Origin of the sequence: uncultured Cyclobacterium sp. (assembly GCF_963977555.1) — a bacterium.
Taxonomy (GTDB): domain Bacteria; phylum Bacteroidota; class Bacteroidia; order Cytophagales; family Cyclobacteriaceae; genus Cyclobacterium.
Genome location: NZ_CAXBPD010000014.1, coordinates 57698 through 75544 on the forward strand (window position 1 = coordinate 57698; position 17847 = coordinate 75544).

Below are 17847 nucleotides of genomic sequence, written 5' to 3' on the forward strand. Positions count from 1 at the left end.
GGGGTAATTCTAAGTGAATTCCAGAATGAAGCGATATGCTATTTCAATTGGGCTGCTCCTCCATTTTTTTAGACGAAATCTTCCCTGTCATAATTACATTATAATTTTGAACATCCGGACCGTTCGAAACTACATAATTCAAACTTACAATTTCAAACTCCGAACGTAAGACTTGAGTAATATTTGAGCCTGTACAAGGTACCCCACTTCCACATCTTTCCAAAGTCACCTTTTCCAATTTTACCCAGTTCTACTAACCTGTAGTAATCTACTATGGGGTGGAGAATGAAAGTATGCACAAAGGCAAAAAGTGCAAAGACTGGGGTGGAAATCCAGCCTTCCAGCCAAGGATACAAATAAATAACTGTGGAACCATTAGCCACCAAATGATATACAAGTAGGTTTTTCATAGTAGTCTTACATTCTAGCTAGCCCGAAAGCGGAACAGGTTAAGAGAACTGCTGGGATCCAAAAACCGCCTGTGGCCGCTGCAAAGGTCAGATCCATCGCTACGTTTGCAATTGCCGAATCGAACGGAGCAGCTACCTCACCCACACAGTAGTCGGTTTCCCGAAACCAATCGCCGAATCCATTTGCTGAGATAACGTCCCTCAGCGACCCGTCGTAATTATGAACGACAGTTCCCTTCAATTGGTTGTCCAGCGAGATAATCCTACTGGTAACGGATTGATCGCGGTTGATAACCGAATTGCTAATTATAGCGTCTTCTATCCTATTTTCAGAATCCAAAACAAAGGAGAGTGAAGTACTCGGATCCTCCAATCTTGGTACCGCTAATCAGATGGCGCCATCAATACGAATCTCTACGAGATCACCAGAATTGTATTGGCCTCGCTTAGTTCTCGCGTTTGGATTACTGCTATCACCTATCCACTCTTCGAATAGAGCCCTGTGCTCTATGGAAGCACTAACGATTTCCAACTGGTCAGGGGCGATCTCTACCGAGGAATCGCTTTCTAATTTACAACTAACAACCAGCCATGCAAACAATATTAAATAACATTTATTCATGTAATAAACATAAATAGATTTTTTTAAATATCGAAATTAGCTTAAAAAATATAAACATTCCGTATAAAACATCAAAAATTACCGTGTGCATTTTTCCCAATGTTCAAGAAAGTAAAAGGCAAGATACTATGAACAAATGAAGGGAAAGCAAAGTATCTGGTCAAAATTAAGCTAACCTTGATTCAGATTGACGTATTTAAATTAAAGCTGCAGTCATCGGGATTGAATTTACCCGAAATAATTTTGTCCAAATATATTACAAAATCAAAGGTGAGAGGCACTTTGTAGGTTTCCAGTTTTTTATATTAGTGTTTCTACCAAAAATTAACCATTTGAAGCAAGTTAACCATAATTTTTTCCCTGAATCTAATATCCAATACACCATCTGGGTGTAATGTGCGTTTGACTAGGTGTAGGTACTACACCCAGTCAACACCATGAATAGACTGCACCTAGAGGGGCTCTCCCACGGACTTAAACAATTTGAATTTTTAGGAATTATTTAATGGGAGATTTACCGTAGGTTTCGATATCAAAAACTAGGTTTAAAACATTCTTAAAAGTCTATTAAAATCAATTTGTCAGTATCATTAGGCAGGTAAATTGAGCCAAATCGTTGTCATTGCTCACTAAATTCATGCAGAATAACGAATCCTATTGAACAATCTGGTTTTAATCAGGCCCAGTAATCACCTTTTTTGAAGAGACATTTCCCGTCATAAAAATCCCAATACCATTATCGATGTTTGAAAATACTTGAACTGGTTGAGCAAAAGGATCTCCTTCATTCCAATCCTGTAAAGCAGAGGTAGATCGAAAATAATAATAACCTGGGGACACTACTTTCAATACAAAATGAACCTCTCCTCCATTGTCTAATTCCATATAATTCCCACTGGTAAAAAAGTCGATCTTGGCTTCTTTTCCTTCAAAAAGTTTGTCATCTATAAGTATACCACCATTTGAGAAAAAATCGGTCTCATAGGTAGGATTTTTAGGTTGGAGATAAATTGGCTGATTGTCAGAATAATACACTTCATTTCCAAATTGATCGATATAGGTATCTTGGCGGTAATAATAAGCTGAAATTTCATAGTGATTCTCACCAACAGGGTCGTCAAAAACCAACGTAATGTCGTCACTCGTGGAATAAGCGTCTACTTGTGCCTTTCCATTGTAAATCAAATCTTTAATCGGAACCTGATTTGGGACATTTGCAGAAGCACTAATAATAGCATAGCCCTCAACATTGGCTTCAACTGTATATTCTTTTCCTCCCATTACCATATTATCCAAACTAATGTACTCCCCACTTTCCTCATTATAGTCAAGGTAAAAAGATTGACCATCAGCAGTTAGTTTCACTTCCGCCGTTGTTATTGGTTCAAATTCCCAATTGTTGTCAAGAATATGTCTCGAAAAAGTGAGCCTTACCTTTGGAAAGGTATTGTGAATGAGGGTTGAATTCAATGTCACCTGTGGTTTTTCAAAAGGGATATCAATGTCAACTGTGTTTTCACAAGAACTGATGAACAGGCCTCCTACTATAAAAATAAGCAGGAAATATCTACGATAGCTAATTAATGTATTCATGTTCATTTAAAATTTAAACCCGTAAGAAAACGAAGGAATAATGGGGAAAAGGCTGTATTGTTTAACCTTTTTATTGCTCTGCTGGTCATAACCAATATCCATAAAGAAAGGATTCATCCGGTTGTAGACATTGTAGATACCAAGCGTCCATTTTCGTTCTCCCCATTTTTTGGTCTTCCACCAACTGAAACTCAAATCTAGTCTATGGTAGTCCCTGTTTCGGAAGTTATTTCTACTTTCATAGTATTCTATATCTGGTCTCCATGAACCTCCATAAAAGCTCACATCCTCCCCTTCATAACGTTGTGTCGGAAGTGAAACTGCATTTCCGGTTCCATATACCCAGACTACCGAAAAATCCTTATTGTCTGTCCATTCATGCGTAAGTGCAAGACTCACATCATGTCTTCTGTCATATTTATAAGGAAACCATTCTCCGAAGTTTATCTCCTCAAATCTCCTATCAGTTTTAGACAAGGTGTATCCAACCCATCCGGATATTTTACCCACCTTCTTCTGAAGCAATAGTTCTAGACCATAACTCACCCCTTCACCAACAGCTACTTTATCCTGCCAATCTTCATCTAGGTTGAAATAAGTAGCACCATCTTTGTATTCAATCAAACCATCCATGGTCTTATAATAAGCCTCTGCACTAAGTTCAAAACCATTGAAGTTTTTAACCCCTCCTATGGCCAACTGCATCGCTTTTTGAGGTCCAATATTGGCAGTTGCAGGCACCCACAAATCTGTGGGCAGACCAAGTCCAGCATTTGTAAGTAAGTGAATAAATTGTGCCATGGTAACATAGGAGGCCTTCAATGAAGTCGTAGCATTGACCAGGTATCTTGCCGCTATCCTTGGCTGCAAAGAATTATAAGTTTGTCCATCTGTTAAAAAACCTGAGTAATGAAGCCCCAAATTGGCTTTCAAGCGATTGGTAATATTGATATCGTCCTCAGCATATACTGCATACTCTGTAGAATTTAATTCGTCTGCACCTAATTGGAGATCATTCTCCCCTCCACTGCTTTTACTTGCGTATACACCGGGTGAAAATTTATGAAAAATCACATTGGTACCAAATCGGAAATAATGATCCGGATTAGGAATAAATTCAAAATCTGCTCTTCCAGCCCAATCTCTGATCCCAGAAAAATACCTGTCTGAATAGGTGTTCGTCTCAGTAGCCCCTAAACCAGTGATTTTCTCTTCATAATTACTAAAGAGGTCAAAATTGTATCGGCTGTAGGTAAAAGTATAGTTACTGAACAAACGACTATTGATCACATTATTCCACCTTAGAGCGGAGATAAAATTCCCCCATTTTAAGCCAAATTCCTCATCATAATCTGTTCGTTCATGATCATTGACATAAAAGTTTTTAAACTTGGAATAGGCCTTATCATCTCCAGAATACACGCTCAGGTACAACCTGTTTTTATCATTGACGATATGATTGACTTTGCCATTCAGGTCATAAAAATAATACCCTATATTTTCATCTCCCTCAGTAGCTGCTTTGATAATCGGCCGAGCCAAGATATCCAGGTAGGTCCGTCTGGCAGATAAAATAAAAGAAGTTTTATCCTTTTTTATAGGCCCCTCCACCGTCACTTTTGAAGCTATTAATCCTATGGAGCCTTCTCCTTTAAACTCTTGCATGTTGCCTTCCTTCATGCTTATATCAATCACTGAAGAGAGTCGTCCACCGTACCTGGAAGGAAAACCCCCTTTGATAAGTTCTACATTATTGATGGCGTCTGCGTTGAAAACGGAAAAGAAACCAAAAAGGTGTGAGGCATTGTATACCGGCACCCCGTCCAATAAAATAAGGTTTTGATCCGGTCCTCCTCCTCTCACATACAAACCACTTCCTCCTTCTGTACCAGATTGTACACCTGGTAAAAGTTGTAATACCTTAAAAACATCTACTTCACCCATTAAGGCAGGCAACTCCTTGATTTGTTCTATTGGCACATTTATAGAACTCATCCTTGTGACCTCCTGAATTTGGTCCATATCTGCCGCTGAAACAACAACCTCCGCAAGCGTACCGTCAGGAGCCAATGTTACATTGATCACCGTGTCTGAACTTGCAGCAAAACTTAAATGCTTGGTTTGAAATCCTACAAAGCTGAAATACAGATCCAAACTATCGCTTGTAGTTGTATAACTGTAAAAGCCAAACTGATTGGTAACAGCTCCTTTTTGGGATATTTTATCGTAAATATTCGCCCCAATTAGATTTTCTCCTGTGCCTTCCTCTTTTACTGTACCACTTATAGTGATTTTCTGAGAAAACCCTGGGACACCAAGAAAAAATAATAAAAAGCCAATTATAAGTATTCTCATTTTCTATCCAAATAAGCAAAACAATAAATAAAAAGGTAAATCTAATTAAAATCCATTGCTTAGAATACTCCCTAACAATTTATTAATCTAGCAGTTCTTTTCGTAAAAAACTACAATGATCAATTGACAGCTATAAACTGCTTTTGATATTTTTTTTAAATTGTCAAATTCTTCAAAATTCCTAAACCATAGATTTTCGTATGCCAAGACGTTGAGTCATCGCTTTTTGCTACACCATTATTTTTTTCAGAATTTTGGATTAGGGTTCAGAGACCAGTATACTAATCCGAGTCAAAAGTAACCGAAGCCAATTGGAGTCGAAAGCAACCAGAGCCTGAGCAGAGCCGAAAGGGTAAGTAAAAACGTTTACAATTCCCTATGGCTTCGACAGGCACAGCCACCGGCAGATGGTCTAATCTGGATGATATGAATAAAATAAGTATTTTCGATCTCTTTACAAATTAATCCAGACCGGAAGGGTCTGAACTATAATAGCCGTGGATGACAACCCACGAGCCAGCCAAACACACCTCCATTGAACAGCTACCGGTTATACCTGACGTCATTAATGGTAAAAGAACAATTGAGCTGAAGTAGTAGGAGTTTTCGGATACATTCCCCTATGGCTTCTACTCCGCTCAGCCGCCGGGTGACCACGTTGAACCTTAAATCTTAGAATCGCTTCCTTAAAGCAAACAAGGTCCAAAATGCAAGAACGGCTAATACAATTAGTAAGATTCCATTGACCATATCTCCTAATAAAACATTCCCTGTACCGAACAGGAAACTATAAACCCCAATTACCCCAGCACCAAATGCCAGGATGGCAGCTTGAAAATCAAAATATCCAGTGGTATCTATTTTTTCGCCAGTATTTCCTATTAGGGTATGTATTCTTTTCCAACCTGGGCCTGGAGCCTTGGTCTTTTTGACGAAGGATATTAGAACGGATTTATCTGTAGGTGTGGAAAGATAGGCCGTAGAAATCCAACAAAGTGAAGTGACCATTATACCTACAATCAGTTCCTCATGGGTTGCAAACGACTCAAAATAACGGTCATGAACAAAAGCAAAATACAAGGCTGTTAGAAAGGAAGCTGCCATTGCAACGATCTCGCTCATGGCATTTATTCTCCACCAATACCAACGCAAAATATAAATTAACCCAGTTCCTGCACCTATTTGTAACAAAATACTAAATGTCTGAAGGGCATTTTCCAAATGCAAAGCCACATATCCACCCAATACCATTATCATAACGGTAGCTATCCTTCCAACAGCTACAAGGTGTTTCTGTGTGCTGTCAGGTTTGATGAACCTCTGGTAAAAATCATTGACCATGTACGACGCTCCTAGGTTTAGCATGGTAGACAAAGTAGACATATAAGCGGCAACTAGGGATGTAACCACTAATCCCATAATCCCCACAGGCATAAAGGACAGCATAGCGGGATAGGCCATGTCATCTTGAACAATGGATGCATCAGCATTTGGAAATGCGGCTTGAAGTGAAGCCATGTCTGGGAAAACAATGATACTACACAAGGCTACCAATATCCAAGGCCAAGGTCTAATGGCATAATGAACTATGGTGAAAAACATAACAGATGACAAGGCGTTCTTTTCATCCTTTGCAGCGAGCATCCTTTGGACGATAAAGCCTCCTCCACCAGGCTCAGACCCCGGATACCACACCGACCACCACTGAATAAACAATGGAATTAGAAATATTGTAAGGAAAATCTCCGTATTGGCAATATCAGGAATAAAATCAAGTTTATCCACGATGAGTTCATGGTTGACAAGATTTTCAAGTCCCCCAACTGCTGGATGGTTCACTGCTACCCAGGCGGCTGCAATTGCTCCTGCCAGAGACAGGATAAACTGGATAAAATCCGTAAACACCACACCACGTAAACCTCCTAAAGAACTGTAGATAACAGTGACAATTCCTGAAATCAATAAAGTAGCTATTGGGCTTATTCCCAGTAATACCCCTCCGATCTTAATTGCCGCCAGAGAAACGCCAGAAATAATCACGACATTGAAAAACAAGCCTAGAAAAATTGCCCTAAAGCCCCGTAAAAAGGAGGCTGCTTTACCACTGTAGCGCAATTCATAAAACTCTATATCGGTCAACACACCAGATCTTTTCCAAAGTTTAGCAAAGAAAAATACAGTTAACATTCCAGTCAATAAAAAACTCCACCATACCCAGTTGCCTGATATGCCATTTTTTCTTACTATATCTGTAATAAGGTTTGGCGTATCTGTGGAAAAGGTGGTGGCTACCATAGAGGTACCTAAAATCCACCATGGCAGGTTACCGCCGGCTTTAAAGAATTCATTTATATTTTTGGATGATTGTCGGGAACTGTACAAGCCTATTCCTAGAGAAACAGCAAAAAAAGCAACCAATATTAACCAATCAATTCCTTGTAAAAGCATAATTTATATTTGTAAGTGGGTATGATTTTTTCGATAAAGTGAATTCTTGGATGATTTTGGGTTTAAAATTTATCTATTTTCGTGTGGACACATCTATTCCACAATTAATCTGTGCCTGGTCTAAAGCCATTCCTATAAACATGGGGTAACTCCAGCTTTTATACCTCCCCCAAATATCTCCTGAATATTTAGGGAAAATTTCTGACGAAATTATTGGAATTAGTGGTTTTGCCTTGGCTCCCAGTCGGCGAACACTAATGGCCGCCTGTAAAACCTGAACTTCATCCTCTAGCAAAAGCAAATCACTTAACACTTCATAAGCGGCCTTATTCTCTTCGTATTTAATCAAAATTTCGGCTGCTTTTGCAGCTACTGCTGGCACCTCATCTGACAACATTTCTTGTATTTTGGCTGTTAATAGACCTGTATCTCCTTCAAATGCATCTATTCCTATAAGTGCCCAAAACCGAACTGCATCATTTTCACTCTCTAAGTGAGGAATTACTTCGGAAAGTTGTTTGATCTTCCCTACCATTTTAGCAACTTTTAGTACTTCCTTGAAGGACTCCTCTGAATAAGCCCTGCTGATAGCATATACACTTTCCTCTGCTTGGCTCGCCTGCTGCATCATTATGCCCTCGGTAAGCAAACCGGTATCTCTATTTTGAATCATCCAATCATCCATTTTTCCTGCCAATTCTGCTACTTTCTTTTCATATTCTGGCATAAAGGCAAGGTTATTTTGTTCTAAAGGATCTTCTTGTAAATCAAATAAGATCTCCACGGGCTTGGTGGCATACATTTTTTTTGCTGCATCCGTTAATTGACCAGCCTCTCTGAGCCTATTCATCTCCGTATAACTCCCTCCTTTATTGAAAATTAAGGCATTTTGGAAATACGGTAGCTGGGGCATAAAATGACGAATATACAAATAACGGCCATCGTAAACGGACCTTGCTACTTCATAGCAGTCATCTGCCCTGTCCCTATAGCCAAATGCATATTTATTTTCTTCCTCTCGTAAAAAATCATTACCCTCCATCATTTCTGGAACATTGGCTCCTGCCAAAGAAAGCGTAGTCGGGGCAAAATCAACGAAGCTGACTAGCCTATCCGATTCAGGACCAGAAATGTTTTCCACTAAATGTTTGTATTTATCTGGAACATGCAGAATAAAGGGGACTTGTAAACCGGCGTTGTCAAGCCAACGCTTGTGTCCAGGCAAACCATGTCCATGGTCAGCAAAAAGAAAAACAATGGTCTCGTCCAGTAATCCATCCTCTTCAAGCTGGCTTAATAAATCTTTTACCTGCCCATCGAATACTTCCAATAGGTCGTACATGTGGGCCCATATCTCCCGCATTTTAGGACTGTCCGGCAGGTGAGGAGGAAGCACTGCTTTAGCAGGATCATGGTGAGTTGTTAAGTTGGAGGTATCCTCGGGCCGCAAAGCATTGGTAGGTCCTTCATGAGTAATCATAAAGTTAAAAACACTAAAAAAAGGCTTTCCCTCTGGCCTATTCCTCCAATGCGCCTCTTTACTGCTTTCATTCCACCTGCCTTCATGGCTGAAGTTATAATCTGTCTTTACATTGTTACTTGTATAATAACCTGCCTCCCGCAATACTTCAGGCAATATTTTCATTGACTCAGGAACTGGGATGGTAGATCTTAGGTGCTGGGTACCTAGGGAAACAGCGTACATACCTGTGATCAGGGTCGAACGTGCTGGTGCACATATTGGCGCATTTGAAAAAACCTGCGTAAATCTAATACTTTTGGCTGCCAACTCGTCAATGGTAGGAGTAGAAGCATATTCATCCCCATAACAACCATATATTGGCCCCAAATCTTCGTGAGAGATCCACAGAATATTTGGTTTCCCGACCTCCTTATGTTTTGTCTCGCAAGCAACACCACTCAAAAGCAGGAAGAGATAGATGATATTTTTCATAGATCTATTTTTAAAGCTACAATCTAATTGAAAAAATCACTTAATTACTGAAATAGGGGTTAAAATTATGTTATTGCCCTTATTTCGAGGATGACCGGATAAACCATGCATGGCCTATACCACCTGTAATTGTAACCCACAATCATTCATGAGAAAAAAAATAATCCAACCATTGCCACCTACTTATTTAGCGCTGATCGAAAACTCAATGTCTCCCTTGAGCTTGTCTTCTTTCCATTTAAAAACAATTCTATACAATTCCTCCCCATGGTTGGAAATTAACTTAGGGTCTTCCATTGTAATGGTTTCTACAGTGGCATCAAGTTTTCTGTGGTCAAATCGAGTAAAAACCGAAAACGTCTCTCCCCTAATTTCTAACAGACCGGAAGATTTTAACGCTACAGGCAATGCACTCATAAAATGAAAGGTTGTGGTGTTATCATTTTTATCCAGCTCAAAATGATCCTTGATGATTAAACCATTTTCTCTCCTAAATGTAAAAGACCTTTCCCAGCTTTTTACTGCTGCTTCTTTCGGATAGGCGGCAGAAATAGCTGTCTGAAAATGAACCTCATTATTTTTTAGACGATAACTGGAACCTGTAGCTTTAAAATTCTCACCGGCTTTTTGTGCTACTCCATTAATGAGGGGTAAATTGTGATAATTGGATTGCATGGTCCAAATGGAATACCGCTCAGGACTAAAAGTTTGTCTTGTATAAGTCCCCACTCCTACATCAATAAGAACAGGTTTTCCATCATAATAAAGCATAAAAGACCCCACATCATTGTGGTTATGTTGTTCGTTATTATTACCACCTTTTGCTGTAAAATAAAAGCCTTTGGTGTTTGATTCTTCACGGGCTATAACTACATCCCAATCAGGAAAATAGAAATCTTTAATCAGAGGAGCTTGTGCATTTAAATCCTCTAAGGACGCTAGCATAAACAAATTTCCTAACCTACCCCCTATCGTTCCTGAGCTTACCAGTTCATTTTCACTTCTATTGTTTGCCAAAAATGCAGCAAACTTCTCCATAATAGGGTCATTGATTTTTTTACCATACCTTAATATCCTTCCCGGATCATGCTTGATTTTTAAAGGAGCATCTGCAAAATTGATATAATAACTGCCATCGTTAATATGAGATCGATAGATGTATTTCCCCATATTTCCTATAAGTGGATGCGAAAATATAGGAGCTATTCCACCTTTTAAGGCTTTGTCCAATAGTTCTAGGTAGTCAAACATTTTGCCTCCTGCATGCGCCCAATAGGCAGGCCCTTCACTACAACTACCATCATCTGGATAGGAATTAATAAATAAATCCACGGATTGCATGGATTTGTAAACTGCATCTTGCTTTTTAATCGGATCTTCTTCTACCAGTAATAAGACTGTTAGCACATTGAAATTGCACCATGGGGTCCAGTTATTCACTCTTCCTTCGCCCCATCCCGTAATCCACCAAAAGTCATTGCGTTCGTAAAAAGGCTGCAATACTTTTTTCTTTAATTCTGAGGAAAGCCTTCTACTTATTACAGGGCTGATGACATCAAAAGCATCCTTGAAGTAATACAAGGTCCAGGCCAAATCACTAGCAATATCTCCAACCATCAAATCTATGATTGGGTCTTCAATATCGGGTAAAACGGTGGTAGGACTAGCAATGCTTCCATCAAATCCATACAAATAAAAATGCGCTGAGGCTCCCCAATAAGTCTGTTCGCAAAAAGCAAATACACCATTGACCAAGTCATCCAAAAATCTACCTTTTCCTTCTACCAGCTCTGCCATCATTAAGGCTTGAAGGGCCTTTTTCCTGGCGCTGTTAACCGTAGCATCTTTAGATCTATCTCCTGTACGGGTAAACTCAAGGTACATGCTGGCCTTGATAATTGGCCAATCGTAATTTAAGTAAGCCTCTCCCTCTTTAATTATGGCTTTTCGGACTTCTTCAGGGAGTTGATTCCATGCATCTCTGTCCTCATAGGAGGGGTAATTTACCCATTGTTTTGCACTGGTTAAATTATCTGCTATTTGTTTTCTGCTCAAAGAATTGGTCAACAGGTTTCTGTTTTCCTGAGAATAAGCTGAAAAAACAAGGCAAAAACCAATAATGAGGAGTGAAATTTTATAGCCAAATGAAGGCAATAGAATAGGCATAGATTTGGGCTTTATTGTTTATTACTTATTTAAAGTATAGGATAGAATGACAGAGCATTCTTGGCTATTCCAGAATCATTCATCTAACATCAAGCAATAAGTTTGATGGAGTAATTTTATATTGATGCCGTTATAATGACACGCTTGTAAGTGGTCAGCGCAGGTAAGCCTTTGTCGGTGACCTCTAGAATAAGGTGCAGTTGCATCCCTGGAGCCATGGGTGGAACCTTAATTTTCACTTCTGAATTTTTTTCAGAACCTTTGAAATCAATAGGGCTAACAGGTTGGAAAATCTCATTGTAAACCCACCAACTAAAAGTCAGTGCATCACCATCCGGATCAGTACTTGCCACCGCATCCAACGCTAATTCCTTACCCGGCTGGGCATTTATATACAAGGGAGTGCTTGACTTATGGCCATTAACTATCACAACAGGATTATGATTGGCCTGGTCAAAAGGTAAAATGGCCCATTTGGCCCTTGCCATAAAGTCAGATTGAAAAGCTGTCCTCCACCTGGCTACGCCATGTCTTTCGTTCAAAGTACCTTCCATAAAATCGGGAGCATCAATGTACAATGATTTTGAAAGAGGTCGGTACCTCCCACCCCAGCCACCCCATTGGGGATGTACTGCCACATTTAAACCATTCCCAATCAATCCCATGAAAGAAGGAGAATCCCCTTCTTTCATGCCATTGGTTCCATGGCCATTTAATTGGTACCTATCACTTAATGGTCCATTCCCATGAATGTTTGTTTTTACCCAATCCGAACTTTGCATCTGCTGGTTTCCAGTCATGTACATCCCTCTAAAAGTAGAAAGCTGTACAACACCTGTAAAACCATACCAGGCATAGCCATTGGCAATGAATTTCAGGGATTTAAAATTCTCGAGAATATAATCTCTGTGTCCGTCCTGATCCCCAATAGCATGCACTTGAATTTTGCTACAGAAATGGTCGAGTTCGGCTTTCGTACGGTTATTTTTCACTTTCCACAGGGCCTGGGCCAATTCCCTAAGTCCTCCCCAAACTGAAATATGAATGGTTTCCTCACTCTTATCTACAATACGAACAATGGCTTCAGATGCCTCTGAATCGAAGCCTTCTCCGATTGCCTCAGAATTTCCCTGTCCATTTTTAACTAGCCCCATCAACTGATCCGGGTCTGGGTATTCTTTGGTATGTAGGGATAAATTTGGGTAAATCGCTTTATACGCTTCTAAATGCCCATATATCAACTCCGGCCTGATATCCTGGCCATGGCCAAGTCTGCTGATTGCACAGATGGCCTTTATTTCAAATTGATCTGAATAGTACAGGAATCTAACTAAACTCTGTTCATCATCCGTATCGCCACCAATATCTGTGAGTACAATGACCTGTGGCTTTTCTTGCCCAAAAGACATACTTGAGAGTAACAAAGTCAACAGGAACAATCCAGTGGTTTTAAAAATTAAGCTGGACATATCAGTATTGTAGGGTTATTAAATGCATATATAATTCCTTCAGCTAGGCATTTACTTCAACTCTAAAGCGGCTGTATTGACAAAGTCCTCTCCTCTGATAGCGATAAATTCTTCTAGCAGTTCTTTCAGCTTTTCAGGATTTTCTTTTGCCAGGTTATTTTGCTGCCCCATGTCTTTACTCAGATCGTACAACTGAAAGTCAGGATCATTTCCCAGTTCTATGTTCACCATTTTATTGGCTGCAGGACCTTTATATGGAGGTATCAATACCCAATCTCCTTTGCGATAGGCTGTACGTGAAGTAGCTTCCAAAATCAATGATTCTCTACCTTTGTCTACTTTACCCAGGAATACTTCAGAAAAATCTTCACCATCTGCAGTTCTTTCATCACTGCCTACAAGTGCTGCCAAAGAGTTGAAAATATCAATCTGACTCACCATGGCATTTGTGGTTCCAGATGGCACAGTTCCTTTCCAATAACTTACGAAAGGCACTCTAGTGCCAGCTTCGAACAAACTGTATTTACCTCCTCTTAATGGTCCTGACGGAGTATGGTCTCCAACCTTTTCCTCTGCATCGTCATAATAACCATCATTCAAGACGGGGCCATTATCACTCGAGAAAATAATGAGGGTATTTTCAAGAAGACCTTCTTTCTCTAGGGTCTCCATAAATTGTCCAACACACCAATCCGCTTCCAAAATAACATCCCCACGAGGTCCCATTCCTGATTTTCCTTCAAATCTTGGATGAGGTGTTCTTGGCACGTGTGGTTGTTGCAAGGCATAATACAAGAAGAATGGTTGGTCTTTTTTCTCTTTGACGTAGGCCTGTGCTTTTTCAAGAAAATGATCTGCCATGTCTTCGTCCACCCATTTTGCCTTTTCTCCTCCCTTCATAAAGCCTATGCGAGGAATTCCATTGACAATACTATTGTTATGGCCATGATGCCATTTCATTTTTAACATTTCAGGATTGTCTTTTCCGGTAGGTTCACCCTCAAAGTTTTTATCATAGCTCACTTCAATAGGGTCATTAGGATCCAACCCTTCTACTAAGCCATTTTCAAGGTATACCGTAGGTACCCTATCCTGAGTAGCTGCCATTATATAAGAATAGTCAAACCCAACTTCATTAGGACCTGGGCTTACTTTTTCATTCCAATTGACGGAGCCTGCACCTAACCCCATATGCCATTTACCAACTACTGCAGTTGCATATCCTTGGTTTTTCAGCATTTTAGGGATAGTCATTTCCGATGTTCCAATTAATAAGGGTGCTGTACCTGGTAAAATTTTAGCATCTTTATTTCTCCAAGGGTAGGTACCTGTTAACAAGGCGTACCTACTAGGTGAGCAGGTGGCCGAAGAAGCATATCCAGCGGTAAACTTAACACCACCGTTGGCAAGCAAGTCCATATTTGGGGTTTCAAGCAAACCTGCTTCGTAGGCACTCATGTCTCCATATCCCAAATCATCCATATAAATAATGACGATATTGGGTTTCTGTGGTGTTTCTGATGTAGTAGAAACTTCTTGTTTACAAGCAAAAAAGAATAGACTGATGCATAAAACACATAATGAATTGAAGGTAAGAATTGGCCTCATAGAATTATAGATGATGTTTTGAGTTTAAAATTTGAAAGAACAATATAGATAAATATTAGGAAACCTTTGGCCTAATCAGTTATAAGTGCGCTAAAGAAAATGGCCTGATCGACCGCTCTACTTGTAGTATATTAAGTCTTGACAATAATTTAATCGTTAAACAGGGTATAAAAATGAGTCAATCCAGATTTATTACATTAGCTTTTTGCGTATTTCAGTCGGTTTATGCGCTGTCCGTAAAAGCCCAAAACGGTACCAAACCCAATATCATCATCATCCTGGCAGATGATATTGGTTACGGAGATCTGGGAGGATTCTACGGAGGTATAGCCGACACTCCAAACCTTAATCGGCTAGCTGAAAAAGGCATGTTATTCACTGATTTCCATAGCAATGGCGCCATGTGTTCCCCCACAAGGGCTGCTTTACTAACCGGCCGATACCAGCAAAGAGTAGGCATAGAAGACCCCCTTCCCGGACATTGGCAGGAGCCTGGAACTGGGAGTGTTAATGGCATTAGCAGTAATGCCCATAGTAAACCGAAAACAATTGCAGACTATTTGAAAGGCTCAGGTTATGTGACTGCCTTTTTTGGTAAGTGGCATTTGGGAAATCATCCAAAGGCTAACCCGACCAAATTTGGTTTCGATGAATTCAGGGGATTGACCTCAGGCTGTGGGGATTATTTTAGTAAAATAGACAGGTATGGCTATCAAGACTGGTGGCACAATGGTCAATTGAGTTTTCAGAAAGGTTACACCACAGATCTGATCACTGAAAATGGAATAAACTTTATTGAGAAAAATAAAAACCAACCTTTCTTTCTTTATCTGGCCCACCTGGGGGTACATTTTCCTTGGCAATCTCCTGAGGATGGCAAACTACAAACTCGAATAAAAGGAGAAGATTTCACCAGTAATAAACCGGGAGCTCATAGTAAACTAGGTCCTCACCAGCCCAAGGATGTTCCTAAAATTTTAAAGGAAATGATTCAATCTTTGGATCAAAATATAGGACGGCTTGTTGAATATTTAGAAGCAGAAGGTCTGGATAAAAATACCCTTATATTTTTCACCTCAGACAATGGGCAATACCTTGATTACGATGGTAAAACCTGGCCGAAAGTTGGGTCAAATGGTGTTCTAAGAGGTGAAAAAGGAGACCTTTACGAAGGCGGTCACAGGGTGCCGGCGATTGCCTATTGGCCGGGAAAAATACCTGGAGGAGCAATTTCCAATGAAACCCTTATGACTTTTGATATTTTGCCAACAGTCTTATCTATCATAGAAACACCTCTTCCTCAGTCTAACGGCCCCACAGGATTGGATGGCGAAAGTTTCTTGGAAGTAATGACCGATCAAAAAGCGCTTACTGAAAGGATTTTGTATTGGAAGACTCCGGAGGCCAAAGCAGCAAGAAAGGGTGACTGGAAATTTGTTCAAAATGAGCTTACCCCGTCAGGAGCCCTTTATAATCTTAAAACGGACTTGTCTGAAAGCAAGGATCTAAAAGCTGAAAAACCAGCAGTTTACCAGACTCTTTTAAAGTCCATGGAGAAATGGGGGAAAGAATTGGAAGTTACTAGATTTACGTCTTCATCAATTCAGCATTAATTTAAACTATTCCTCAACCTGAGTTGTAAGGATTTCACCATAGAATTCAATTTCTTTCTATCCTTACGACCTTTGTATTATATTGTACCCTAATTAAATTATGGCAATTGTTTTAGAAGCCATTGTATACATTCGGTAACAAACTCCTATAATTAAAAATTTTATGCTAAATATATTGGCCAAGATAGCTGGTAACTTTTACTTTACAATTCTTATTTGTACGATGATTAGTACATTAGGCCAAAATACTTTGGCTCAAAGTCATTCAAATTCAAATGAGAAAAATGCCCCAACTTTTTACTACAAGAAGGCATCTGATTTTGAAGTACTTGGTATACTTCCAGGCAATAAGTTTTATTCAAGATTACCTGCTGAGGCCGAAAGTGAAGTGAGGCCTGCGGTATGGAATTTGTCAAAGCACAGTTCAGGGATAGCTATCAGGTTTACCTCTAACTCACCTACAATAAAAATTCGATGGACCTTGAAGAACAACAGGGTTAAAGGCAATATGACTCCAATTGCCAGCAACGGTTTGGATTTATACGCTTTTACTAAAGGTAGGTGGCAATTTGTAGGGGTTGCCATTCCGGGTAAAGAAGTATCCAATGAGGCGACTGTGATTACAGGTATGACCAAAGAAAATCGGGAATATTTGCTAAATCTCCCTCTATACGAAGGGGTAGAAATACTTGAAATCGGCATAGATGAGAAAGCCACTATCACCAAACCAATAGATTCAATTATTGATCGGGAAAACCCCATAATATTTTACGGAACGAGCATTACCCAAGGGGCTTCTGCTTCCAGACCGGGACTAACTTACGCCGCATTATTAGAGAGAGAAATCAACAAAGAGGTCATAAACCTTGGATTCAGTGGTAATGGAAGATTTGAAAAAGACGTTGTGCAATATATCATGCCCTCTAAGCCTTCTGTTATCGTATTGGACTGTACGCCAAACTCAGCTCCTGATACCATATTGAAAAATTTACCTGAGACGATCGCTTTCATCAGAAACATCGACGATTCCGTTCCAATTGTTTTAGTGGAAAGTATTATCAGAAACTATGCCTATTTTAAAGAGAATGATCCAACTGTATTCGGCACCTTGTCCTACATTCAGCAACAAAACAATGCCCTGCGAAAAGTATACCTGGATGCAAAACAGAACAATAAAAACATCCACTATATCTTTAGCAAAGAGCTGATTGGCCTTGACAATGAGGGCACCGTAGATGGAACACACTTCAATGACTTGGGTAATTATAGAATGTATGAATTCCTATTGCCTGAATTAAAAAATCTATTGGCGCCATAGAAGGTTAATGAAAACAAACCTGAAATAAGCCTTCTTTTAACTGGTGAAATAACTTCAAAATTATAAATTTTAGAAGGTTTCACTATCCACTGCAATCAAACCTAATCCGGCCACCTACATTTATTTAATCCTACTTCAAAGTTATTTTTATCCCTACTGTCAAAATAAAATTTTTTAATTTCAAAATAAACATACCTTATAAGCAGTATTTTTTTTATTTTCTATGGTGTTTTAATTCTTGTGCTGCTTTAACTTTTTTATATGAATAATCCTTAATTCAGCATCAAAATT

The 17847-nt window shown here is 39.5% G+C and carries 11 protein-coding genes; 2 read left to right on the forward strand and 9 right to left on the reverse strand.

Annotated elements, in window-relative coordinates; all coding sequences use genetic code 11:
• Positions 1-152: 152 nt before the first annotated feature.
• The 9 genes from AAC073_RS16885 to AAC073_RS16925 all read right to left on the reverse strand — a co-directional run bounded on the left by AAC073_RS16885 (position 153) and on the right by AAC073_RS16925 (position 14625).
• Positions 153-410 carry a hypothetical protein gene (locus AAC073_RS16885; RefSeq protein ID WP_339924974.1) on the reverse strand — a complete coding sequence of 86 codons (258 nt, stop codon included), beginning with the start codon at positions 408-410 and terminating at the stop codon, positions 153-155.
• Positions 411-798: 388 nt separating this feature from the next.
• Positions 799-1032, reverse strand: a complete 234-nt coding sequence (locus AAC073_RS16890; RefSeq protein ID WP_339924975.1) for a hypothetical protein — start codon at positions 1030-1032, stop codon at positions 799-801.
• Between the two features lie 672 nt (positions 1033-1704).
• On the reverse strand, positions 1705-2625 hold the full coding sequence (locus AAC073_RS16895) for a DUF4249 domain-containing protein (RefSeq protein WP_339924976.1): 921 nt from the start codon (positions 2623-2625) through the stop codon (positions 1705-1707).
• A 6-nt stretch (positions 2626-2631) separates the two neighbouring features.
• Positions 2632-4980, reverse strand: a complete 2349-nt coding sequence (locus AAC073_RS16900; protein ID WP_339924977.1) for a TonB-dependent receptor — start codon at positions 4978-4980, stop codon at positions 2632-2634.
• 672 nt (positions 4981-5652) lie between these two features.
• A complete protein-coding gene (locus AAC073_RS16905) occupies positions 5653-7428 on the reverse strand; it encodes a sodium:solute symporter family protein (protein WP_339924978.1) in 1776 nt (591 codons plus the stop codon).
• A gap of 73 nt (positions 7429-7501) precedes the next feature.
• Positions 7502-9382, reverse strand: coding sequence for a sulfatase (locus AAC073_RS16910; protein ID WP_339924979.1), 1881 nt, complete (start codon positions 9380-9382; stop codon positions 7502-7504).
• Between the two features lie 183 nt (positions 9383-9565).
• On the reverse strand, positions 9566-11548 hold the full coding sequence (locus AAC073_RS16915; protein WP_339924980.1) for a heparinase II/III family protein: 1983 nt from the start codon (positions 11546-11548) through the stop codon (positions 9566-9568).
• Positions 11549-11664: 116 nt separating this feature from the next.
• Positions 11665-13017 (reverse strand): nucleoside hydrolase-like domain-containing protein, encoded by a 1353-nt coding sequence (locus tag AAC073_RS16920; RefSeq protein ID WP_339924981.1) that lies wholly within the window; start codon positions 13015-13017, stop codon positions 11665-11667.
• A 51-nt stretch (positions 13018-13068) separates the two neighbouring features.
• Positions 13069-14625 (reverse strand): arylsulfatase, encoded by a 1557-nt coding sequence (locus AAC073_RS16925; protein WP_339924982.1) that lies wholly within the window; start codon positions 14623-14625, stop codon positions 13069-13071.
• 173 nt (positions 14626-14798) lie between these two features.
• Between AAC073_RS16925 and AAC073_RS16930 the strand changes: the two genes are divergently transcribed.
• Entirely contained in the window at positions 14799-16238 is a 1440-nt protein-coding gene (locus tag AAC073_RS16930; protein ID WP_339924983.1) for a sulfatase-like hydrolase/transferase, read from the forward strand.
• A 163-nt stretch (positions 16239-16401) separates the two neighbouring features.
• Positions 16402-17556, forward strand: coding sequence for an SGNH/GDSL hydrolase family protein (locus AAC073_RS16935; protein WP_339924984.1), 1155 nt, complete (start codon positions 16402-16404; stop codon positions 17554-17556).
• The last annotated feature ends 291 nt before the right edge of the window (positions 17557-17847 follow it).